18 protein-coding genes and 1 other annotated feature are annotated in these 22,886 nt (G+C 38.2%); of the genes, 6 read left to right on the forward strand and 12 right to left on the reverse strand.

Annotated elements, in window-relative coordinates; genetic code table 11:
• The first annotated feature begins 66 nt into the window (after positions 1–66).
• Both IGI58_RS01845 and IGI58_RS01850 read left to right on the forward strand, forming a co-directional pair.
• Positions 67–1,914 carry an ATP-binding protein gene (locus IGI58_RS01845; protein WP_429954765.1) on the forward strand — a complete coding sequence of 616 codons (1,848 nt, stop codon included), beginning with the start codon at positions 67–69 and terminating at the stop codon, positions 1,912–1,914.
• A 127-nt stretch (positions 1,915–2,041) separates the two neighbouring features.
• Positions 2,042–3,259, forward strand: coding sequence for a YdcF family protein (locus IGI58_RS01850; protein ID WP_429954763.1), 1,218 nt, complete (start codon positions 2,042–2,044; stop codon positions 3,257–3,259).
• A gap of 87 nt (positions 3,260–3,346) precedes the next feature.
• Here IGI58_RS01850 and IGI58_RS01855 read toward each other — a convergent pair whose 3' ends face one another.
• The 3 genes from IGI58_RS01855 to IGI58_RS01865 all read right to left on the reverse strand — a co-directional run bounded on the left by IGI58_RS01855 (position 3,347) and on the right by IGI58_RS01865 (position 5,528).
• Positions 3,347–3,688, reverse strand: coding sequence for a hypothetical protein (locus tag IGI58_RS01855; protein WP_429954761.1), 342 nt, complete (start codon positions 3,686–3,688; stop codon positions 3,347–3,349).
• Positions 3,685–4,983 (reverse strand): Y-family DNA polymerase, encoded by a 1,299-nt coding sequence (locus tag IGI58_RS01860; RefSeq protein WP_429954759.1) that lies wholly within the window; start codon positions 4,981–4,983, stop codon positions 3,685–3,687. Before IGI58_RS01860 ends, IGI58_RS01855 begins: the two co-directional genes overlap by 4 nt.
• Before the next feature lie 95 nt (positions 4,984–5,078).
• Complete coding sequence (locus tag IGI58_RS01865; protein WP_429954757.1) at positions 5,079–5,528, reverse strand: MepB family protein; 450 nt, start codon at positions 5,526–5,528, stop codon at positions 5,079–5,081.
• A 194-nt stretch (positions 5,529–5,722) separates the two neighbouring features.
• Between IGI58_RS01865 and IGI58_RS01870 the strand changes: the two genes are divergently transcribed.
• Positions 5,723–6,760, forward strand: a complete 1,038-nt coding sequence (locus IGI58_RS01870; RefSeq protein WP_087641334.1) for an AI-2E family transporter — start codon at positions 5,723–5,725, stop codon at positions 6,758–6,760.
• A 435-nt stretch (positions 6,761–7,195) separates the two neighbouring features.
• Here IGI58_RS01870 and IGI58_RS01875 read toward each other — a convergent pair whose 3' ends face one another.
• Both IGI58_RS01875 and IGI58_RS01880 read right to left on the reverse strand, forming a co-directional pair.
• Positions 7,196–7,711 carry a DUF5067 domain-containing protein gene (locus tag IGI58_RS01875; protein ID WP_087641333.1) on the reverse strand — a complete coding sequence of 172 codons (516 nt, stop codon included), beginning with the start codon at positions 7,709–7,711 and terminating at the stop codon, positions 7,196–7,198.
• Positions 7,712–7,809: 98 nt separating this feature from the next.
• Complete coding sequence (locus IGI58_RS01880; protein WP_429954755.1) at positions 7,810–9,003, reverse strand: serine/threonine-protein kinase; 1,194 nt, start codon at positions 9,001–9,003, stop codon at positions 7,810–7,812.
• 124 nt (positions 9,004–9,127) lie between these two features.
• On the opposite strand from IGI58_RS01880, the gene IGI58_RS01885 reads away from it, so the two are divergent.
• Positions 9,128–9,556 carry a helix-turn-helix domain-containing protein gene (locus IGI58_RS01885; RefSeq protein WP_429954753.1) on the forward strand — a complete coding sequence of 143 codons (429 nt, stop codon included), beginning with the start codon at positions 9,128–9,130 and terminating at the stop codon, positions 9,554–9,556.
• 88 nt (positions 9,557–9,644) lie between these two features.
• On the opposite strand, the gene nhaC is transcribed toward IGI58_RS01885, so the two are convergent.
• The 3 genes from nhaC to tyrP all read right to left on the reverse strand — a co-directional run bounded on the left by nhaC (position 9,645) and on the right by tyrP (position 14,430).
• A complete protein-coding gene (nhaC, locus tag IGI58_RS01890) occupies positions 9,645–11,018 on the reverse strand; it encodes a Na+/H+ antiporter NhaC (protein ID WP_429954751.1) in 1,374 nt (457 codons plus the stop codon).
• A gap of 86 nt (positions 11,019–11,104) precedes the next feature.
• Positions 11,105–12,958 carry a tyrosine decarboxylase gene (gene tdc, locus IGI58_RS01895; RefSeq protein ID WP_429954749.1) on the reverse strand — a complete coding sequence of 618 codons (1,854 nt, stop codon included), beginning with the start codon at positions 12,956–12,958 and terminating at the stop codon, positions 11,105–11,107.
• Positions 12,959–13,026: 68 nt separating this feature from the next.
• The gene (tyrP, locus tag IGI58_RS01900; RefSeq protein WP_429954747.1) at positions 13,027–14,430 is read right to left on the reverse strand and encodes a tyrosine-tyramine antiporter; all 1,404 of its coding nucleotides are present in this window, start codon (positions 14,428–14,430) and stop codon (positions 13,027–13,029) included.
• A 365-nt stretch (positions 14,431–14,795) separates the two neighbouring features.
• Positions 14,796–14,998 (forward strand) — a binding site (T-box leader).
• Positions 14,999–15,049: 51 nt separating this feature from the next.
• Here tyrP and tyrS point away from each other — a divergent pair.
• Both tyrS and IGI58_RS01910 read left to right on the forward strand, forming a co-directional pair.
• A complete protein-coding gene (gene tyrS / locus IGI58_RS01905) occupies positions 15,050–16,318 on the forward strand; it encodes a tyrosine--tRNA ligase (protein ID WP_429954745.1) in 1,269 nt (422 codons plus the stop codon).
• A 623-nt stretch (positions 16,319–16,941) separates the two neighbouring features.
• Positions 16,942–17,256, forward strand: coding sequence for a YerC/YecD family TrpR-related protein (locus IGI58_RS01910; protein WP_087641326.1), 315 nt, complete (start codon positions 16,942–16,944; stop codon positions 17,254–17,256).
• A 124-nt stretch (positions 17,257–17,380) separates the two neighbouring features.
• Here IGI58_RS01910 and lpdA read toward each other — a convergent pair whose 3' ends face one another.
• The 4 genes from lpdA to pdhA form a co-directional block, all read right to left on the reverse strand.
• A complete protein-coding gene (gene lpdA, locus IGI58_RS01915) occupies positions 17,381–18,787 on the reverse strand; it encodes a dihydrolipoyl dehydrogenase (protein WP_087641325.1) in 1,407 nt (468 codons plus the stop codon).
• A gap of 7 nt (positions 18,788–18,794) precedes the next feature.
• Positions 18,795–20,435 (reverse strand): dihydrolipoyllysine-residue acetyltransferase, encoded by a 1,641-nt coding sequence (locus tag IGI58_RS01920; RefSeq protein ID WP_429954742.1) that lies wholly within the window; start codon positions 20,433–20,435, stop codon positions 18,795–18,797.
• A 123-nt stretch (positions 20,436–20,558) separates the two neighbouring features.
• Positions 20,559–21,536, reverse strand: a complete 978-nt coding sequence (locus tag IGI58_RS01925) for an alpha-ketoacid dehydrogenase subunit beta (protein ID WP_069661883.1) — start codon at positions 21,534–21,536, stop codon at positions 20,559–20,561.
• A gap of 2 nt (positions 21,537–21,538) precedes the next feature.
• Complete coding sequence (gene pdhA / locus IGI58_RS01930) at positions 21,539–22,654, reverse strand: pyruvate dehydrogenase (acetyl-transferring) E1 component subunit alpha (protein WP_087641323.1); 1,116 nt, start codon at positions 22,652–22,654, stop codon at positions 21,539–21,541.
• Positions 22,655–22,886: the final 232 nt, after the last annotated feature.

The following is a 22,886-nucleotide window of genomic DNA, read 5'->3' on the forward strand; positions in this document are numbered from 1 at the left end:
GAATTGTCTTCAAATTTCAACTTGAACTTGTTATGATATGAACATACTATGAAAGGAGTTATCCAAATGAAACGTACAAATAAGATCGTGAACCTTATGATCATAGCAATGACGCTTTTTATCATCGTCTCCGTATTCTTTGCGATCCGCGGCTTCTCAGTCATTCGTAAAACAACGACTGCCAGCGGCCAAGATTTTCTTTTACAATCAACTGAGTATGTCGGCAAAGTGATCCAGCTCTCTATGAAAAACCGTCATCAAGCATTGAACTATTTGGCTATTGACGGAAATTTAAAAAATAGTGATGATCCTGCCGCCTATTTAAAAAACAGCCAATCCACCCTAACGACGTTTTTCGATTCATTGAACGGAGAAGCTGATGCTCTTTTTTACATCGATCCTAACGGAACACCGATTTACGCCTTTCATTGGGACTCAGAAAAAAAGACTGTAACGATCGCAGATACTCAAACTATTCAACCTTATATCAATCATGATTTATCTTTGAGACAGTTGTTAGATAAGCCAACAGCGCAAAATAGTGCTTCTTATTTTATTGATAAAAAAGCGTATCTTAATTTTTATCAGGAAATTAAAACAGCAGATGACAAAATCGACGGCTATCTGATTTTACCGCTGCATTTACAAACGTTCTATCAGAATTTTCTACAAGATTTTGAACTAGATTACAAAGGTTATCCGATGATCAAAGATCAGTCGATGACAGTCGTTATGCATCCTGTTGCCGAGCAGGTTGGTTTGGATATCGTCACAGACCGTGAAAAAATTTATCCTGATCTTGACTACTCTGACTTAAAAAAATTAGAAAAATACCAACTAAGTCATTCTTCTGGAAAATTGACCTATAAATCTTATTGGTGGGATGAAGACGTTCCTAAAGAAGTTTTGAAAATCAGCGCATTTGAGTGGATCGATGTCGGCTTAGCTCATTGGGTCGTCGCAATCAATGCTGATTATAATGAACGAAACGATGATATCATCAATTTTGTCATCATGCTCTCCTTGCTTTTAGTCGTCCTGCTTTTACTTGTGGGTATCTTTTCTCTATTTATTCATAATTTTAGAAAAAAAGAACGCATCGAAGAAGAAAACAAACAGCTGATCGAAAAGCAGCAACAGCAAAAATTACAGCATCAATTAGAATTAGAGCTTTATCAGCGGAATAAGATGGAAACAGTCGGTTTACTGACGACTTCTATTGTTCATGACATGAATAATTTCTTGACACCGATCATTGGAAATACGCAACTACTTTTAGAAGAATATTCAGATGATCCGGTACTAGAAGAAGATTTAGAAGATATTCTCCATTCTGCACAAAAAGGCCAACAATTGTCGGCCAATGTCCTGCGCTTTTCTAAAACACAACAAAGCGTACAAGAGTGGCTGGATGTTTCTGCTGCGATCGGTGTTGCGACACATTTGATCAAAGAGATCATCCCTAAAAATGTTCAATTATCGATCTCGATCCAAGAAAATCTTGGTACAGCTAAATTTGAAGAAATCGATGTCCAAAATCTGATCTATAACTTGATCACAAATGCATACCAAGCGACCAAAGAGCAGTCAACGATCCCTAAAATCCAGGTCACTGTTGCTCCAACGCCTAAAAAAGTTGCAGAAGAAATCAAGAAAGACAATATACGAATTCAATCAGAAGAACATTTCGTCACTCTGGAAATTACTGATAATGGTCCAGGAATTCCTTCTGACATTAGAGAAAAAATCTTCGAACCGTTCTTCACGACAAAATCAGCTGATGAAGGAACAGGTCTTGGTTTATTCGCAGTAGCTTCTATCATCGCCAAATATGAATGGTACTTGGATGTTCAGTCAGAAACAAATCAAGGAACAACTTTTTTGATCATTCTTCCTGTCCGTCCACCACAATAAAAACTATTTTTATCGCTAAAACGTTGGATCAGTTTCTTTATGCAGCTGATTCAACGTTTTTTAGTATTGTTTTTACCTGATTTTCGTTATACTAAAGAAGATATCAGTTATTAAAGGAGTTTTTATTATGGGGACTTATTTTACGATCATACTTGGCCTGATTTATTTGATCGGCGTATTCATTATTCCAAAATGGCGCAAAAACAAAGTAGACAAAGACTGGAAGTTTTTTGAAGTCCTTTGGTTTTCAATTTGTTTCATTTGTTACGTCATCTTTTTAGAGGCCCAACTGCACTCTTTTTATTTTTTGATTCCATCGCTCTTTCTTACGATCTTTCTATTTAGTTACTTTAAAGAAAAGCGACGTTTGGTCAATGGATTGTTGTTCAATTTATTTTTAGTCGTCGGGATGAGCTACTTAGGGTTCTTAGTTCTCCGAACAATTAATCCACTGCTAGTTGTCATGGCGGTAGTTACCTGGGTCTTTCTATTTTTACTATTGTTGATTGGGCTGTACGCATTGCTTGTCTTTTTATATTGGAATGCGATCATAGTCATGAAAAAAGAGGGTCGGTCGCTGGCAAATCTGCTGACTTTACTACTAGCTATCGGCTTGACTGTTTTCTTGATCTTTAGTTACTTCTCTACAAGTATTTTACCGCAATGGGCAGTCACCTTATTTGGTATTTTACCAGCTATATTGCTCTATTTTTCAGTTGTTTTTTACAACTTTTTAACGATTTCGGTCATCTATCAATTTAATCAACCTAGGTATAATCAAGATTTTATCATCGTACTTGGTTCTGGCTTGATCGATGGGAAAACAGTGCCTCCTCTTTTAGGAAATAGGATCAATAAAGCGATTCAATTTTACCAAGCTCAAAAGGCAGCAACACAACGAGCACCTAAAATCATCATGTCTGGTGGAAAAGGAGACGATGAGCATTTGGCTGAAGGAGCTGCCATGAAGGCATATGCTTTAGAAAAAGGAATACCAGAACAAGATATTCTCGTTGAAGCAAATTCTAAAAATACTTTGGAAAATATGAAATTTTCTAAAGAAATCATCGAGCAGTCTGTTGGTTCGGCCGCCTATCGAGCAATTTTTACAACGAATAATTTTCATTTATTCCGTGCAGGTATGTTTGCTAAAATGGCTAACCTAAAGGCGAATGGTGTCGGTGCTAAAACAGCCTTCTATTTTTTACCTAATGCCTTTTTACGAGAATTTATCGCAATCGTTGTCATGAGAAAACGTCGGCATATGATTATTTGCGGATTGATTGTATTGGCGATGATCGTATTGACTCTATTTGATTATTTTTATGTAGGCCCTGTTTCTTAAAAACTAGACTAAAACAAGGCTAAGGAAAAAAGCAGCTCCGAGAATCAGAAGGAGCTGCTTTTTTCTTGTGTTTATTCGCTCGCGTTTTCAACTGATCTCTACATGCCTGATTTCATCGTATCCAACTTTTTGATCAGAAATGTAGATGCCCAGTTCATCATGTCCTTTTATCAACCCTTTAATGTCTTCACCATAGTTTCCTTCACTGTCTAATTCTTCTTTTTGAATAGCTACAAGAAGCTGCTCTTGAAAAGCTTTAGCTAATACAGCATCAATTTCGATCCAGCTCATTTGTACTTTTTGTTCGGGTGGTCGTTTGTTTTGTTCTTTAGCAATAATTGCTGTGTGCTCAGATAAATAAAAGCCTGCCCACTTCTTCATTTTTCGATCTTGGTATTGTTCAAAATAATAATCTCTTTCCTTGCTCATTCTAATCCCTCCAATCCTCCAGCGTGACCGCCAACCAATGACGCTCTAGAAATTGCTGTACCACCTTTTGTCATTGAACTTGCATGAACTAAAGAAACATAGCCAAAGCGTTGACGGATATCATCGATCACATGATCCAGCTCCAACTCTTTTAACTGCTCTGTTGGTTCGTGAAATAAATCCAGTTGAACATAAGTATTGTAGTTTAGTTTGGAATAAGTGATTCCAATATGTCGGACTTCCTCACCTCTCCAATACTGCCTAAAAAGCATCAAACAGTATTCAGTCAAAAGCTTACTGCTATTGGTCAATGGTACTTTCATTTGTCTAGAGAATCCAGTATGAGGCTGTCTGGTTCCTCTAGAGGCACCGACAGATAGATGGACACATTCAGTTTGGCAATGTGCTTTTCTAAGCCTCGCTGCAACTTGATCGGCCATTTCACGAATCACCACCTCGATTTCTTCCTGTTTCAAGTAATCCCGCATCAAAATTTGAGAATTATTAAATGATCGTTCTTCTGGTATGTATTTTTCAGAGAGGCGGCTGCGGTCGATTCCATGCGCATGCGCGTAAAGCTGTTCGCCAATGATCCCCAAATTTCTTTTTAGCTTATTGATATCTGTGTGAGCAAGCTCATAGACTGAACGAATACCCAAATTATTCAAGCGTTTTTCCAGTCGATGACCTATTCCCCACATTTCTGTCATTGGTTCGATTGTCCAAACTTTTTTACGAACATCTTCATAATGCCATTCAGCTAACCGCTCATTAGTATGTTTCGCTTCGATATCCATGGCCAATTTGGCCAACAACGGATTATCTCCAATTCCGATCGTGATGTAAAGCCCGGTTTCTTTTTTGACTCGTTTTTGAATGGCTCTTGCTAATTCGACCGGCGATTGGCCAAATAATTTCCAACTGGCAGTTACATCTAAAAAAGATTCGTCGATCGAGTAGATATGCAAATCTTCATCTGCTACATATTCAGAATAAATCTCATTGATTTTCATATTTTCCTTAATGTATTCATTCATTCTAGGAGGAACAATTTCAAGCGCAGGATGATTGGGAACATCGTATTTTCTCGTTACGTTTGTAATTCCTAAGACCTCTTTCGCTTTTGGAGAAGAAGCTAGTACTAAGCCCCCAGAATTTTCAGCATGACTCATCACTACGAGCATTTTTTCAAGAGGATCATACCCACGCGCAACACATTCCACAGAAGCATAAAATGACTTGACATCTATACAAAAAATCGTTCTTCGAGGTTCTTTCTCATACTCAAAAAACATTATGATCCACTCCTTGTTTCAGTTCATCCTCTTTAGTTGACTGATTCCTTTTAGTAAATAATCGGCTGCATTTTTGTTTTTCCTTTACCTTTTTTCTATAAGTCAGTGTCTGAATAGTCTTTAAAATAATTCAATTGCCATTTTTGTGTACTCTGAGCTGTTCGATTTAATCCTGAACACCAAGGCGGATAAAACCGCATAGCCATCTTTCCAACCTGATCTTTCGTTGATAAAATTTGCCTTTCAACTGCCGCATCTTTAGGGATGATAAATAGTCCTTTTTTATTAAAATCGCGTATGACGATCACTAATTTTTCTGGGCTATTTTTAGCTTGAAAAGGTCTGTTTTTTTGTGTTTCATCCTTTTCCCAAAAGGCAACAAAATACCCAGTTTTCTTAGGTGTCTTTTTTCCTAATCTACTTCTGATCCTGATATTTGGCTCACTAATAGTAAATACTGCTCCTTCATATTCCTCATTCTGTTCTTCGTGATCACATCGTTCAAAATGGGCAAATTCTCTTTTTAAAATATCCATTGACTGCATGACGGCATCCTTCTCCTATTTAAATTGTACTACCAAACTAATTATACGAACGTACGTTCTTTTTGTAAAGGGGAACGATTCTTTAAATTTACTAATCTTATTATTTTTTTCAAATTATCGATAAAATTGCTATCTTAAAAAGAAAAAAAGCTTTATAGTTATCTTACAAAGTAGTTGCTTAAGGAGTGAAGTGTGTGTCTTTTTATGAAAAATTTGTTCAAAATATCCGTTTAAGACGTTTTTTTGTTTTAGCAGTCGTTATTTTTATTTTATTTTTAGCTAGAAGTATGATCACAATGATTTTGTTGACATTTATTTTTACTTTTTTAGCGCTTCACCTAGTGAAATGTATACAGCATTTTCTTAAAATACCATCGCTTATTCTGGTTTTGATCATCTATTCTTTGATTGTTTTTTTCGTTTATCTGATAATAACCAACTATGTGCCAATCTTAGCGAAACAAACGGTTCAAATGTACAATTCTGTTGTTCATTTTTATCAAAATCCTGATAATAATGATAATCAGTTGCTTATGATCATCGATGATTATCTGGAAAAGTCAAACCTTACTGCACAGATCCAAAATGGTGCTAGTATGCTCTTACGTTATGTTCAGGATATTGGTTCACTTGGACTGTCCGTCGTTCTTTCTTTTATCTTGAGTTTCTTTTTCATGATCGAAAAAAAACAGATGGCTGATTTTTCTAAATTATTTCTTAAAAGTGATTTTGATTGGTTCTTTCAGGACATTTACTATTTTGCAGATAAGTTCGTCAATACCTTTGGTGTGGTAATGGAAGCTCAATTCTTTATTGCCGTCGTCAATACTGTCATTACGACGATTTGTTTGGCACTGATCGGATTTTCTCAGCTTCCTAGTTTGGCGATCATGATCTTTATTTTAAGTCTGATTCCTGTAGCAGGTGTGATCGTTTCTTGTATTCCCTTGAGCTTTATCGCCTATTCTCAAGGCGGGATCAATGATGTGATTTATATTTTAGCAGTCATTCTTATCGTCCATCTATTTGAATCTTATGTCTTGAATCCAAAATTCATGTCCAGTAAAACTGATTTGCCGATTTTTTATACATTTGTCATCTTATTGATCAGTGAACGGCTTTTTGGTGTTTGGGGACTGATTGTTGGTATTCCGATTTTTACTTTCTTTTTAGATATCTTAAAGGTCAAACCGATCCATTCAGCGAATGAACAACTAGACGATTCTATATAAAAAGGGGTTGGAACAAAACTCTGTGAGTCAAATCCTAGACACCTGGAATCCGGATAAACGGTGAGATCAGAAGCAATCCCACTACGTTGCACTCCGATCTCATCAAATGCTAAGGGCTAAAGCCCTAAGCTTTGAAGGTCGGAAATAAGAAAGAATTCACAAAAATTTGGAAAACAATTTTCGTGAATTCTTTCTTATTTCTCGGGATTAGACACTTCTGTCTCAACCTCTTTTGTGGCTTTAGCAGGTTTTTGTACTTGGAAAATCAGTCAGGAAGCAAAGACTAATTGATTTCGGACTAAATAACTAGCTTGTTTCAGCTACCTGTCCAATATCCCAATACACTGCCATATATAAGGAAAATCGATCCCTTTGCTTCCTCTGAAGCGAAAACTAGACTGTTCCTTTTCAAGAACGCTAGCTGAACCACCCTTTTTATTGTAAAATAAATTCTTTAGACAACTTTTCTTTATTACTGAATAATTTCGTTGCCTCTACAGAAACAGGCGCACTTAAATCACTTAACTTATAAGGTACTTTTAAATTCAATGTTGCTCCCGGCTGAATTTCTGTCATGGAATCTACATATCCCTCTTCAGCCATGATTGCCAATTGCAATGCCGCGCCATTTTGGAAAGCTTTCGTCGTGATCGAGGTCAAAAACATTGCATTTGTATCGCTATTATTCGTAAATTCATACTCCACGACACCAACATCTGCGCCACTGTAATCTTTAGCAAAAGTAAATTCCTTGATTGCTACGTGATAATCACCTAAATCACCAGCATCCGTCACTGCAGGCGCTTCTGACTCTTTGTTTTTGACAACCGTACTTGTCGTTTCTTCTTTTTTTGCAGGCGTCTCTTTTTTTTCATCAGACCCCATATTGACTAACACTCCACCCACAACTAATACACCAATACCTATCAAAACGATTTTCTTCATGTTCATGCTTTTTGTCTCCTTTGTTATTTAGTCCGTTGATACATCTTGATCATACGGAATAACCAAAAGAAAATCTTATGCATCGAGCATAGTTAAAAAATAATTTATTGTGTTTTCAGCATATTTACAGCGACTACACACAAGAAAATCCATACAAACGAAAGCAAAACATAACCTAAAATTCTAGATGTGAGTTTCTCTGATTTGAGTAAAGGAAGTTTCGCATGGAAATTCATAAAATTAGTAAATAAAAAAATCGGCAGAATAAAAACTATAATGTCTTCAAGCGTTACTGCTAATTGAGCATTAAAGCTCTGCTTTTCACTAATATCCTGTGGTACAAAAATCACAATAAATAGATAATACACCACCGCAATCACTTTTTTCCATACAATATCCGTTCGAAATCCCGGCACATATTTTCTTACTATAGAAGAAGGATATGTTTTGGCAACTTTCTGTGGGTTATTTTGTTGCTGCTCTTTGTTCGCCGCATTTTTTGCAAGGATTTCTCTTATGCGATCTTCCTGACTCGCTTTATTTTCTACTTTTTCATCCGATAACTGATTGAATTTCAGTTTTTTCCACTGTTCTTCAACTTCCCACTTCATTTCTAAGGCTGATTGATAGCGATCGTTAGGATCTAGCTTAGTTGCTTTTAGAATCAATGGCCGTAAAAATTTATTCGTGCTTAGCTGCTCTTTCGGATATTTTTTCGTAGCGCAAACATTCATCACAACCCCTACAGAATATAGATCACTGCGCCTATCTGATTCGGCAAAACCGAACTGCTCTGGAGAGGCGAAACCAACTGTTCCCAACTGGACAGTATCCGTTTCTTTTCCGCCGTCAAAAGTCCGAACCGCATCGAAGTCGATCAATTTTAATACACCATCATTCGTCATCATGATATTTCCTGGCTTGACATCACGATGGATGATCCCTTTGCTATGTAAGGCAATTAGAGCATCCAACAATTCCAATGTCATTTTTAAGAGTGCTTCTATTTCGATCATTTCAGACCGCTGGATGATTTGCGTCAACGTCTTGCCATGAATAAATTCTTCATATAAAAAAAGCTTCCCATCTTCAACCAATACTTCTTGGATTTTTGGTAAATGGGTATGATCAAGTGCCTGAAGGGTGAGCAAATTTTCTTTTAGAAACAGCGGATAGCATTTTTTGACAAAGAATTCTTTTGTTTCCCTATTTCTAACCAGAACAGGACCATTGGGCTTGTCTGTCAAAGGCTCGATTTCTTTATATAGACTAACTCGTTCTTCTGTTACATTTTCCATCATCATTCTCCATTATTTGTTTGCTTGTTTCATTATAGCAAAGAAATCTTCTAAATGCGTTCTCACTTTGCCGAAATCGAGGTATAATAAAGAAAAAGATTTTAAGAACTGGGAGACTCACATCATGCAGGAAATAGATACAGAAAAACTGCTTCATTCGTTAAAGCAAGCAGAAAATTTTCAAACGGCTCTTGCAAAAACATCACCGCACACGATCGATCAAACAGCTAAAAAATTCCTAAACCAATGGCTTCAGGTCAAACAAACGACAAAAAGTGCCGTCTTAAAAAAAGCAGGGATCACTGAAGCTACAGGCTACCAGTACTTTGATGGCAAACGAAATCCTTCTAGAGAAAAAATGATCGCTTTAGCGATTGGTTTCTCCTTAACACTAGAAGAAACCAATGAATTATTGAAAAAAACTGGTCATGCTCAGCTCTACCCAAAACATCCTTGGGATGCTGTAGTCATCTACGGGCTCTCCCATCGACTGACGATTTTAGAAATCGATGATTATTTATATGAGGCCGGACTTAAAACATTTGGTGAATAACTGATAAAAAGTACTTAGATTTAAGTAATGATCGACGTAAAAGAGACCAAACAAAACTAAAAATCAGTTTTGTTTGGTCTCTTTTTAATTACTTTTCCTGACTCTTACTGTTTAACGCAATAAAGCAAGATAAAATTGGAAGTAAATAACAGAAAACAGCATAAGGTAAATACTCGATCGTCGAAATGCCTAATGTTCCTGAAATAAAAACACCACTTACTCCCCATGGAATCAACGGATTTACTACAGAGCCAGCATCATTCAAACCTCTTGATAGCGATGTAAGAGGAACCTTCTTTTCTTTAAATTTATTGATAAACGACTTTCCTGGTAAAATGATCGATAGATACTGCTCACCGATCAATACATTGATTCCAATAGAACTCAACATTGTAATCAATATCAATTTTTGGCGAGAATCGATGACTTTTTCAAACCGTTGCAGCAAACAATCGATAATTTCCATTTTCACTAATAATCCACCTAATGATAACGCTAAAATGATCAGTGAAACCGACCACATCATGCTCTGGATCCCTCCTCGGGTCAACAATTCATCCACCTGAATATTTCCCGTCTCAGAAACAAAACCATTTTGTAGCATCATAGCTGTTTCAACTAAAGATACATGCGGCGTTGTAAAAAACATCAGCAATAATGATGTTCCGATACTTGCTAATAAGGTGGGAATCGCTGGAATTTTTTTCCAGGCACAAATAAAGAGCAAAGCTAATGGAATCAGTGAAACAAAAGAAATGTTGAAATGCTCATTCAATGTACTGACGATTTCATGAATACTATGACTATCCAGAGCACCATCGTAGCGTAAACCTGTCACAAAAAAATAAATGGCAGATATCACAGCCGCTGGTAGTGCTGTTTTGTATGTATTTTTTAAATGATCAAATAAATCTACTTCAGCAATAGCTGCCGCTAGATTCACCGTATCTGAAAGTGGTGAAATCGAATTCCCTAAAAAAGCACCCGAAACAATTGCCCCTGCTGTCAACGCTGGATCAACACCAATCAAACTGCCCATCCCTAGAAAAGCAATGCCAATCGTTGAAACCGTCGTGAACGAACTGCCCACAGCGCCGCCTACGATACCGCAAACGAAAAAGACCGTCGGCACAAAATACTTCACAGACAGAAAAGAAAAACCTAAAACCATGATCGTTGGAATCGTTCCTCCTGCGATCCACACACTGATCAAAGCGCCGATCAAAATAAAAATCACGATTGGAATAATACCAGATGATACTCCTTCAACAAGCGCCTCATGAATAAAATCCCAAGAAAATTTCTTATAAACAGCAAACACCATCAAATAACCAATTGCAAGCAACAAAGCGACATGGGCAGGAATATTAAAACCAATAATACTAACTCCGATCATTATAACCAGTGTGATCAAAAGAAACGCTGCTTCATTAAAATTTACCCGATATTTTTTCATATACATTCCTCACATCTTATAAAGTCCTTCCAGCTGACAAAACAAGAAATGCCTGCGGCAAAAATTCGCCGCAGACTTTCTTTGATAAACGACTATTCTGCGTAGATCGCTTCTAATTTTTCTTGGATCGCTTGTTTGATTTTTACTGCATATTCATCAAACGTTTCTTTATCGTTCATATATGGTGACATTGCAGCGGCGCGTAAAATCGTTACTTTATCTGCGCGTTCCCATTCAGCACGAGAGAAGCCTAAGCCGTTCACAAATTCAAACGGGCTGTTGCCATATTCTTCGATCGCAAAATCAGTATGTGACGTAATAAATTCATTATTGTATAATCCGCCTTTAGCATAAGAAGCGTAATCATAGAAATCGTGGTTCAATTTATTCATTTTCACAAGATCTGTATTGCCTTTTTCATTGAAGACATAATCCACCATATTAAAGTCTGGTTTTGTTAGGGCATGGATCTCAATTGTTTTATCGCCAACTTGGAGCTCTAAGCCATCGATAAAGTGATAGAAATGATACGCGCCTTCAATACTTGCGCCCATCAATTTACCGTAACCCGTTACGTTTAACGGCAATACTTTATGAGCAGTCCAAACAGCAGCAGCAGTTGCACCAGCTTTTGATCCTTCTAAAATATAAGCACCAAGCAACGCTGGAATATCTGCTCCTTTTTCAAAGACATATGTGGCAAAGTAAGAAATCACGTCACGCATGCGGATATCTTTGATCACAACACCACCAGCTGAATAAGGAATATAGCCCATTTTATGCGGATCGATCGTTACAGATTCTGCTTGTTCGATCGCTTTGAAAGAGTCATAGATATCTTGTGTCAACCAATCATTCTTTTCTTGGAAGATATTATGTTTGGCGTACACTTCATCAATTTTGTCCCATTCGATAAATTGATCATTTTCATCTAAGAAAATCGAACGACCATAACCGCCATAAGCTGCATCTACGTGGACATAGAAGTAGATTCCTTCTTGGGCTAACTTCTCACGTAACGCAATGATTTGATCGATACGGTCAACTTGTCCTTCTTCTGTAGAACCAACTACGCCTACTACGCCTAGTGTTGGGATTCCTTGCGCTGCTAGCTCACGAATTTGCGCTTCTAGTTTTTCGATGTCCATACGATATTCACTGTTCACTTCTCCAGCAATTACTTGATCTAAACCAATACCGATGATGTCAGCTGCTTTCAACCAAGAATAGTGTTTCGTTTGAGGGACGATCCATTTTCCTAATTTGTCTAAATTTTTACCGCTACGAGCTGAATGAGCTTTGATGTCATCCATTTTGTCTTGGAGTTTATCTAAGATATCCAGTACTTCAGTCGTTGGCATATTCAATAATTCCCAATCTGTTTTTCCAGCGACCATTTCTGGTGCCACAGCTTGGATCGCAAATGGCAATGATTTCATATTGCGGGCATACCATAACCCCTCTAAGTTTGCGATCGAACCATCTGCTGCGATATGTCCCCAGCCGTTTGGATAGCTCATCAAGCTGGCAAATTCCATCCCAACTTCTTCTTCCATTTGTGAAGTTGCTGGTGAAGATTCATACGCTACGTTATTTCCATTCCAAAGCATCGCTGCTGAATAGGCAATGATTGAAGGCATCAATGTTTCAGCGTTCATATGCCCCCAGAAACGACCTGCTGAATGCCATGGTAATGATTCTGTACGTAAACGTGAAGACAAGGTATTGAAGACAGTCCGCATGTTGTCTGCTGTTTCTTGGAAGCTTTTAGAGCTTCTATCTTGTGGAGTGATGACAGGCATATCTTGCGGCATGTAGTTTTGTCTCCAGCCGATGTGCTCATCGATCATTTTATTCAATAATTCTTTGAATAGATCAACGTTTTCACCTTTGTCACCGATAAATAGTGCTTTTAAATTTGTATCATCTGTATTGAAATTTTTCATGAATATTTCCTCCAATAGTTTCAAAATAAGTCAGACTAATCAGCCTCTTGATAAACTGTTTGTGCTGTTTACTTCGTTTTTTTCCATTCTGGTTTTTTTCTTTTATAAATGAGCAAAGCAATGCCGATCATGATCAATGTGGCAGCAACTTGGAAAATCACGTATGCAACATGACCGCTTTGGGGAACAGAGGTTGGTGGTATCAAACTGACCAACATTGTAACGATCACACTTACGACTGCCAATGAAGCCACAGCCCACATCAAACCATTGCCTTTACTTCCTAATCTAAACGGACGCTCAACAGACGGCATGCTGTAACGCAGTTTAACTGCGGATAAAGAAATCAATAGATAAACGACGCAATATAAAATCGTTGTGGTAATTGTAATAATCAAAAATGCTTCACTTATATCTGGTACGACAACATATAAGAATGAAACAAGAGAAATAACGATCGCTTGGATCATCACGAAAGTGATTGGAATTCCTTTTGCGTTACGTTTTTGGAAAAATGACGGTAAGTTTCCTTCATCGGCTACTTTGATCATTGATTTACTTGGACCTAACACCCAGGCACTCAATTGAACTAACACACCGATCAAAATCATCAATGAAACAATATTATTAAAAATGGCAGGAATTCCCAGATCTTCTGTCATGATCACGAATGGTTGTGTAATATTGGCTAATTCCATTTGACCAGCTGGTACGCTGTCAGCAACACTTAAGCCAGCAACTAAATTAAACACCACAAGTAATAAAACAGATGCAATAACGGCGATAGGATAATTCCGTTTAGGATTATCGATATTGTTAGCATGAACTGATGAAATCTCAACACCAGCAAAAATAAAAATGATCCCTGTCAATGTTGGCAGACTTCCTAAATCACTAAAATCCGGTAATAGTTTTGCAGCTTCGAAATGACCTAAATAGCTATCTTGATTGATTCCATGTTTTGCCATGTACATCATTCCTAAAACAACTAAGGCTACAAATGGAATATAAACACCGATCACAGCACCCCAGTCACCAGCGATTTTGACCATATCAAATTTTAAATTCAATAATGTAATGCCCCAATAGGAAAGCAAAATCATAATGAAGATAAATAGATTGTTATGTCCTAAATCTGGACGATCGATGACATAGCCAAGCAACACACCGACGGTCGAAGCAACCATGACCATCCCAAAGAACATTTGAACCCATAATAGCCATGATGTAACAAAGCCCCATTTTTCACCGAATGCGTTGCGCACCCATACTTGAGGACCGCCTTCTTCCGGCCAGCCGGTTGACAATTCAGCTGAAATCAATGCAATTGGTAATGCAAAACAACAAGCCGCGATCAGCATATAAAAAATCTGTGCCCAGCCTGTTGAAGCTAATGTTGGAACACTACGAACCGTTCCAAAAAAGGCCATGGTAATTCCAATCAATCCAAATAATGATAATTTCTTATTCATGTTTGACCTCCTGATTAAATTTATTTGTTTGTTCCCACATGTGAAATCACATTCAAAGTATAGGTACCATAGAGACCCAAGTCAAAAAGAGCAGAATTAAAAAAAAAGCTCGTTATTTAACATTTTTATCTTCTGTTCGGCGCGTCAGCGCTTTACTACGTTAAAGTATTTCTGCTTAAAAAAAGCAATTAGTCACCTCGTTTATTAAATTTGTCACAAATGATTTTAGCTTTTGTTCTTTTAAAAAAACTTAAATTAAAGTAATTTATACCAATATGAGAATCCTTTCATTTAAAAATAATAAAAGTAAACAAGTTGGATTTGACAAGTCGACCGATTTGTCGTAGAATTACCACAAAATAACATATCAAACTTTGATAAAGCGAAGTAGCAAAGATGTCCCTATTTCAGAGAGTCAGCATTTAGTGAGAGTTGGCATATACATTTTTTGTGAATTACACTTTTAGTTTCCTACCGTAAGTGGGCGTCTATCTACGATACAGATTTGAGAGGTATATGTTTTTACATATACAATTTGGGTGGTAACACGGCGAAGTTCGTCCCATAGGCTAATAGCCTATGGGGCGTTTTTTATTTATATAGGAAAGGATGAAGAAACATGACAAACATTATTGATGAATTAGAATGGCGCGGCGCCATCAACCAACAAACAGATAGCGAAGGTTTACGTGAGTACGTTGAAACCAACAGCATTTCACTATATTGCGGTGTGGACCCTACAGGAGACAGTATGCATATCGGACATTTGATCCCATTTATGATGCTAAAAAGATTCCAAGCTTTTGGACATCACCCTTTTATTTTGATTGGTGGAGCTACTGGTACGATCGGAGATCCAAGCGGTCGAACAACAGAACGTCAATTACAAACAATGGAAACTGTTCAGCACAACGTCGATTCTTTGACACGTCAAATGGAAAAACTGTTTGCCGTTGATACAGACAACACATTGACTTTGGTAAACAACTACGACTGGACGCACAATTTAACACTTTTAGATTTCTTGAGAGATTTTGGTAAGTTTTTCAATATCAACACTATGCTTGCTAAAGATATCGTAGCAAGTCGTTTAGAAACAGGAATCTCATTTACAGAGTTCACATACCAAATCCTACAATCAATGGACTTTTTACACCTATTCCAAAATAATAATGTACGTATGCAAATCGGTGGTGCCGATCAATGGGGCAATATCACTGCTGGATTAGACTTGATTCGTAAAAAAGAAGGTGCAGATGCGAAAGCCTTTGGTTTAACGATTCCATTGATGCTAAAAGCAGACGGTACAAAATTCGGGAAAACGGCTGGTGGTGCGGTTTGGCTCGATCCAGAAAAAACAACGCCTTACGAATTCTACCAATTCTGGGTCAATCAAGATGACCGTGATGTCATCAAATACCTAAAATTCTTTACCTTCTTAACAAAAGAAGAAATCGAAGCGCTAGAAGTCAAAGTAGAAACTGAGCCACATTTACGTGAAGCACAACATGTATTAGCGGCGGAAATGACAAAATTTGTGCATAGCGAAGAAGATTTGAATGATGCGTTAGCTATTTCAGAAGCCTTATTCTCTGGTAATGTTAAAAACTTAACATCAAAACAAATCGAAGAAGGATTCAAAAATATGCCGACAGTCGAAACCGATGCTATCAATCAAAATATTGTTGATTGGCTGATCGAATTAGGGATCGAACCTTCAAAACGCCAAGCACGTGAAGACGTAACAAATGGCGCCATTTCAATCAACGGCGATCGGATCCGTGAGGTAGACTTTGAAGTGACAGCCGATCAATCATTCGATGGGAAATTCATCATTGTTCGAAAAGGCAAAAAACAATACACTTTGGTAAAATTAGGCACAAAATAATCGCTACAACAACTTAAAAAAGCACGAAACAAGACTAAAAACTCTTGTTTCGTGCTTTTTTCTCTTGGTACTGGACAAAAGAAAAAAAAGTTTTATAATAGGAAAATGGTTGCGATATTTATAACATACGATTTATGAATATGAAGTTCAATGGTCAATTTGTTCCGCTTTTGCTGAGAATCACAGTGAATAAAATGAACTGATGTTGAACAGTACAAGACTTTCAAAGAAAGTGTTGACCATTTATGTTATCTAGCTGCACAAATCAATCCTTAGGAAAATAGATAAATTGTCAGTGAGACAAAAAGCGACTCCATGTCAATTTCCTAATTTTCTACAGGATCAAACGATTTGTTCCGCTTTTAATGCTATCCAGCTACATGAGCCAATCTCTCGAGAAAAAGATAAAACCTGAATGAGGCAAAAAACGCCTCAGTCATGTTTTCCTATTTTCTAGTCGAGACTAAATGGGCTCATTCCGCTTTTAATGTTATCCAGCTGCACAAATCAATCCTTAGGAAAATAGATAAATTGTCAGTGAGACAAAAAACGTCTCAATGTCAATTTCCTAATTTTCTACAGGATTAAACGATTTGTTCCGCTTTTAAATTTAGGAGGGACTTATGAAAATCGATAAAATTCAAGACGGTCATGGTGATGAGTTTTTCCGTTCTCTACTTGCGTTAGAAACTTTAGAGGATTGTTATAATTATTTTGATGATTTGATGACATTGAAAGAACTTGATTCAATGATCCAGCGTTTTGAAGTGGCGAAGCTGCTTCTATTGAATAAAACGTATACCGATATCGCAGAAGCAACCGGCAGCAGTACCACGACGATTTCTAGAGTAAAACGAATTTTAGATGAAGGAAACGGTGGCTTACTGGAGATGGTTCATAGAATCGATGAAGAGGACGATAGCGAGCTTCATCACTAGATCAGATAATCTTTCCCCTGAAACGTAATGATACTCTTAAATTACTTTTTAGGGTCTTTTATTTAAAAGCAAAACAAAAGACCGAGCCTGGCCAGCTCGGTCTTTCTTTGTGTGACAATCTATGCTAAATATGAATTGGCAAACCTAAAGCCAACTCAGAAGCATCCATAGTAATTTCCCCTAAAGATGGGTGTGGATGGATCGTTAATGCGATATCTTCTGCATTCATGCCAGATTCAACAGCTAATGATAATTCAGAAATCATATCACTTGCGCCAACTCCGCCAATTTGTGCTCCGATAATTACATTATCTTCATTTGTCGTAACTAAACGAACAAATCCTTCTGTTTTACCTAAAGAAATCGCACGTCCATTACCAGCAAATGGGAATTTGTAAGCAGTTGCTTCTAAGCCCGCTTCTTTTGCTTCAGCAATCGTCATACCAACGCTTGCTAATTCAGGATCAGTAAAGGCTACAGCAGGCATTGCTTTGTAGTCAACTTCTACTTTTTTACCAGAGATTGCTTCAGCAGCAATTTTCGCTTCATAGCTTGCTTTATGGGCAAGAGCAGCGCCTGGTACGATATCTCCGATCGCAAAAATGTTTGAGACATTTGTTCTGCCTTGTTTGTCTACAGGAACTAAACCGCGTTCGCCAACTTCAACGCCCGCTTGTTCAAGACCAAGATCATCTGTATTTGGACGACGTCCAACTGTTACCATTACGTAATCAGCAGTTACAGATTCTTCTTTACCGTCTACTTCATATTTAACAGTCACGCTGTCGCCGTTGTCGATCGCTTCTTTAGCCATCGCTTTTGTGACAACTGTAACGTTTTTCTTCTTGAAGTCATCCGTCACAAGTTTAACCATATCTTTTTCATAGGTTGGTAAAATCGAAGGACTGCCTTCTAAGATCGTTACTTCAGAACCTAGGTTAGCGTATGCTCCGCCAAGTTCTGCACCGATGACACCGCCGCCGATGATCACGAATTTTTTAGGAACTTCTTTCAAGTTCAATCCGCCAGTAGAATCTAAGACACGTCCGCCAAATTTAAATCCTGGGATTTCGATTGGACGAGAACCTGTTGCCACGATCGCATTGTTGAAAGAATAAGTTTGCGCTGAATCTGGATGGATCACACGTAAGGTGTTTTCATCAACGAAAAATGCCTCTCCTTCAATGATCTCTACTTTATGTTTTTTAAGCAGCATGCCTACGCCGCCAGTAAGTGTTTTAACGACTTTGTTATCTTTCCACTCTTGTGTTTTTGTAAAGTCTAGTTCAACGTCTTTCGTTGTTACACCAAACATTGTTGAATCTAATGATTCTTGATAGTGATGTCCTGCTGCGATCAATGCTTTAGAAGGAATACATCCAACGTTCAAACATACACCGCCGATAAACTCACGTTCAATGATCGCAACTTTTTGACCCATTTCAGCAGCACGAATCGCTGCAACATATCCTCCAGGGCCTGAACCAATTACGACTGTATCTAATTCAATGGCGAAATCTCCTACTACCATCTGATAATCATCCTTCCATTAATAGTAATTCTGGATCAGCTAATAAACGCTTGATGTTGTTCATTGCTTTTTGAGCAGTTGCTCCGTCAACAATACGATGGTCAAAGCTTAATGAAAGTTTCATTACACGACCAACTACGATTTCTCCATCTGAATTTACAACCGGTTGTTGTGCGATCGTACCTACACCTAAAATAGCTACTTCAGGGTAGTTGATAACTGGTGTGAACCAGCCGCCGCCAACAGAACCAATATTACTGATCGTGATAGAACCATCACGCATATCTTGAGCCGTTAATTTACCGTCGATCGCTAATGCTGCTTTTTCATTGATTTCATCTGCAATTGCAAACATGCTCTTCGTATTCGCATTTTTAACGTTTGGTACATATAAACCATGATCAGTATCTGTTGCGATACCGATGTTATAGTAGTTTTTATAAACGATTTCTTGTGCTGCATCGTCAATAGATGCATTCAAGATCGGGAATTTTTGAACAGTTGCTGTCAATGCTTTTACAACGTATGGTAAGAATGTTAATTTCGTACCGTTAGCTGCTGCCACATCTTTGAATTTCTTACGGTGATCCCATAATTTAGACACTTCAACTTCATCATGTAAAGTAACGTGTGGTGCAGTGTGTTTGCTGTTTACCATCGCTTTTGCAATTGCTTTACGTGTTGGAGTCATTTTTTCGCGTGTTTCAGCTTCACCTAGGTCAGAAACAAATGGTTTAGCTGGTGCTTTTGGAGCTGCTGTTTCAGTTGCCGCTGGTGCTGATACAGTTTGTTCAGCTTGTGCAGGAGCTGCTGCTTGTCCGCCGCCTGAAATGAAGGCTTCGATATCTGCTTTTGTTACACGACCGCCTTTTCCAGTTGGTGCAACTTGTGTGATATCAACATCTTTTTCACGAGCAAACTGACGTACAGATGGCATAGCCAAGACGCGTTTATTAGGATCTGCTGCTGCCACAACACCTGTTGATGCTGCTGGTGCAGGTGCTGCTTGTTCTGTTTGAGCAGGTGCACTTGCTGCAGGAGCAGATGCACTTGGTGCTGAATTATGTCCTGGTGCATCGATTTCGATCAAGACATCTCCAACGTTTGCTACAGTTCCTTCTGGTACAACGATATTTTTAACTGTCCCAGTCACAGGTGATGGGATTTCTTCTACTGATTTGTCATTTTGAACTTCCAATAAAGTATCATCTTCGTTGATTGTATCACCTGATTTAACGAACCATTTTACGATTTCGCCTTCTGCAATACCTTCACCGATATCCGGTAATTTAAATTGGAATACGCCGCCGCCATTGTCAGCTGCAGATGCTTCTGGAGTCGCTGCTGGTTGTGCAGGAGTTTGTTCTTGAGCTGGAGCTGCTGCAGGTGCTGCATCATTTTCTGGATGTCCTGGTGCATCGATTTCGATCAAAACATCTCCAACATTTGCTACAGTTCCTTCTGGTACAACGATTGCTTTTACTGTTCCTGTTACTGGTGATGGAATTTCTTCTACTGATTTATCGTTTTGAACTTCTAATAGTGTATCGTCTTCATTGATGGTATCTCCTGCTTTAACGAACCATTTTACGATTTCGCCTTCTGCAATACCTTCACCAATATCTGGTAATTTAAATTGATAAGCCATTTTTTAAGCCTTCCCTTCCTTTGATCGTATAAATTGAGAAAAACAACGCTGAATTTTCACATAATGAAGCCATTACGTGAAAATTCAGGTTTGCCGCTTAGAGCAGCTTTATACAGTTTCTAATTAAAATTCTGCGATTTCTCTCGCTTTCGCTTCGATATCTTTAGCATTTGGCAACCAAATGTTTTCAGCTTGTCCAAATGGGAAGATTGTATCTGGTGCAGATACACGGCCAATTGGCGCTTCCAATGATAAGACTGCACGTTCAGAAATTTCAGAAACAACCATAGCGCCAACGCCAGCTTGTTTTTGTGCTTCTTGAACAACAACCACGCGACCAGTTTTTTCAACTGATTTGATGATTGTTTCAACATCTAAAGGAGCCACAGTACGCAAGTCAATGATTTCAGCAGAAATATTGTCTTTTGCTAAGTTGTCAGCTGCTTTGATCGCTTCACGAACCATTGCACCGTAAGTGATGATCGATACGTCTGTACCTTCACGAGTGACAGCCGCTTTATCTAAAGGAACCTCATATGCTTCATCCGGCACTTCCTCACGGAATGAACGGTAAAGTTTCATGTGTTCTAAATAAACAACTGGATCGTTACTTCTAATAGAAGAAATCAATAATCCTTTTGCATCGTATGGATTTGATGGAATAACGACACGGATACCTGGAGATTGAGCGATCAATCCTTCTAAGTTATCTGAGTGAAGTTCTGGTGTATGAACGCCTCCACCAAATGGTGCACGGACAGTGATAGGCATGTTACGAGTACCACCCATACGGTAACGTGTACGAGCCATTTGACCAACGATTTCGTCAAATACTTCAAATACGAATCCAAAGAATTGGATTTCAGGAACTGGACGATAGCCTTCTAAAGCTAAACCAAATGCTAAACCGCCGATTCCAGATTCTGCTAAAGGAGTATCGAAAACACGGTCTTCGCCAAATTTTTCTTGTAATCCTTCAGTTGCACGGAAAACTCCGCCGTTTTTACCAACGTCTTCACCGAAGACTAGTACGTTTTCGTCTTTCTCTATTTCAAGAGCTAAGGCATCTGTAATTGCTTGGATCATTGTTTTTTGTGCCATGATTATTTCGACTCCTTCGCTTCGTAGAATGCAATTTGTTCTTTAATGTTTTGTGGTTGAACTTCAAACATATTTTTCAAGAAATCAGATACTTTTTGTTTTGGAACTTTATCTGCTTCTGCAATCGCTACTTTGATTTCTTCTTTTGTTTTTTCGATTACTTCGTTTTCTTTTTCTTCAGACCATAGACCTTTGTCTTCTAGATATTTACGGAAACGGATCAATGGATCTTTTTGTACCCATTCGTCATCCATGTCTTTTGAACGGTAACGTGTTGGATCGTCTCCTGATAATGTATGTGGACCATAACGGTAAGTTAATGTTTCGATCAGAACAGGACCATTACCTGCTGCAGACCATTCACGAGCCTCTTTAGCGATCGCATAAACTGCTAATGGGTCCATTCCGTCTACTTGAATACCAGGAATTCCTGCTGCAACTGCTTTTTGCGCTAATGTTTTAGCTGCTGTTTGTTTTTCACGCGGTGTTGAAATCGCAAAACCATTGTTTTGGATGATGAAAACGCCGTTTGCGTGATAAGCACCTGCAAAGTTGATTGCTTCATAGAAGTCACCTTGAGAAGAACCGCCGTCACCAGTATAAGTGAAGACAACGTTTTTCTTGCCGCGTTTTTTCATACCTAAAGCCACACCAGCTGCTTGGATGTATTGTGCGCCGATGATGATTTGCGGTGGTAAAGCGTTCAATTCAGGAGCGTAGTGGTTACCTGCTACGTGTCCACGAGACCAAAGGAAAGCTTCTGCCAATGGTAATCCATGTTGAACCAATTGAGGTACATCACGGTAACCTGGTAATAGGTAATCTTCTTTTTCCATTGCAAATTGACTTGCCAACTGACTTGCTTCTTGTCCAGCTGTTGGAGCGAAGAATCCTAAACGTCCCTGACGGTTCAATGCAGTTGAACGTTGGTCTAATACACGTGACCAAACCATGCGAGTCATTAATTCTACTAGTTCGTCATCTGATAAATCCGGTACAGCATCTTTGTTTACGATTTTCCCATCTTTATCTAAAACTTGAAATGTTGGGAAATCTGCGTCGACTTTTTCCATTAGTGCGTTAAAGTCAATAGGTTTTTGTTTCTTTGCCTTTGCCATTTTGTCACACAATCCTCTCTGTTACGTTTCTTTTTTTCGATTAAAAATAAAACAGCATCTGAAACTGTATTACTTTTTATCGACTACACTTACAAATTATCACTAATCGATCAAAAGCGCAAGTAAAAAGTTAGTATTTGTCAAAATTTCACAAAAATACCGAAAACCTTTCATATCAAAGGTTAGTGAGAAAAATCACAAACAAGAAACCGTTTTACAAAAAGCTCTTAGA

It is taken from the genome of Enterococcus sp. AZ020, assembly GCF_050499205.1.
GTDB lineage: Bacteria > Bacillota > Bacilli > Lactobacillales > Enterococcaceae > Enterococcus_L > Enterococcus_L dunnyi.

Excerpts from the sequence above, each read along its gene's own strand:
- IGI58_RS01845 (WP_429954765.1), top strand. The coding sequence starts at position 67 with ATGAAACGTACAAATAAGATCGTGAACCTTATGATCATAGCAATGACG.
- IGI58_RS01850 (WP_429954763.1), top strand. The coding sequence starts at position 2,042 with ATGGGGACTTATTTTACGATCATACTTGGCCTGATTTATTTGATCGGC.
- IGI58_RS01855 (WP_429954761.1), bottom strand. The coding sequence starts at position 3,688 with ATGAGCAAGGAAAGAGATTATTATTTTGAACAATACCAAGATCGAAAA.
- IGI58_RS01860 (WP_429954759.1), bottom strand. The coding sequence starts at position 4,983 with ATGTTTTTTGAGTATGAGAAAGAACCTCGAAGAACGATTTTTTGTATA.
- IGI58_RS01865 (WP_429954757.1), bottom strand. The coding sequence starts at position 5,528 with ATGCAGTCAATGGATATTTTAAAAAGAGAATTTGCCCATTTTGAACGA.
- IGI58_RS01875 (WP_087641333.1), bottom strand. The coding sequence starts at position 7,711 with ATGAACATGAAGAAAATCGTTTTGATAGGTATTGGTGTATTAGTTGTG.
- IGI58_RS01880 (WP_429954755.1), bottom strand. The coding sequence starts at position 9,003 with ATGGAAAATGTAACAGAAGAACGAGTTAGTCTATATAAAGAAATCGAG.
- IGI58_RS01885 (WP_429954753.1), top strand. The coding sequence starts at position 9,128 with ATGCAGGAAATAGATACAGAAAAACTGCTTCATTCGTTAAAGCAAGCA.
- nhaC (WP_429954751.1), bottom strand. The coding sequence starts at position 11,018 with ATGTATATGAAAAAATATCGGGTAAATTTTAATGAAGCAGCGTTTCTT.
- tdc (WP_429954749.1), bottom strand. The coding sequence starts at position 12,958 with ATGAAAAATTTCAATACAGATGATACAAATTTAAAAGCACTATTTATC.
- tyrP (WP_429954747.1), bottom strand. The coding sequence starts at position 14,430 with ATGAATAAGAAATTATCATTATTTGGATTGATTGGAATTACCATGGCC.
- tyrS (WP_429954745.1), top strand. The coding sequence starts at position 15,050 with ATGACAAACATTATTGATGAATTAGAATGGCGCGGCGCCATCAACCAA.
- IGI58_RS01910 (WP_087641326.1), top strand. The coding sequence starts at position 16,942 with ATGAAAATCGATAAAATTCAAGACGGTCATGGTGATGAGTTTTTCCGT.
- lpdA (WP_087641325.1), bottom strand. The coding sequence starts at position 18,787 with ATGGTAGTAGGAGATTTCGCCATTGAATTAGATACAGTCGTAATTGGT.
- IGI58_RS01920 (WP_429954742.1), bottom strand. The coding sequence starts at position 20,435 with ATGGCTTATCAATTTAAATTACCAGATATTGGTGAAGGTATTGCAGAA.
- IGI58_RS01925 (WP_069661883.1), bottom strand. The coding sequence starts at position 21,536 with ATGGCACAAAAAACAATGATCCAAGCAATTACAGATGCCTTAGCTCTT.
- pdhA (WP_087641323.1), bottom strand. The coding sequence starts at position 22,654 with ATGGCAAAGGCAAAGAAACAAAAACCTATTGACTTTAACGCACTAATG.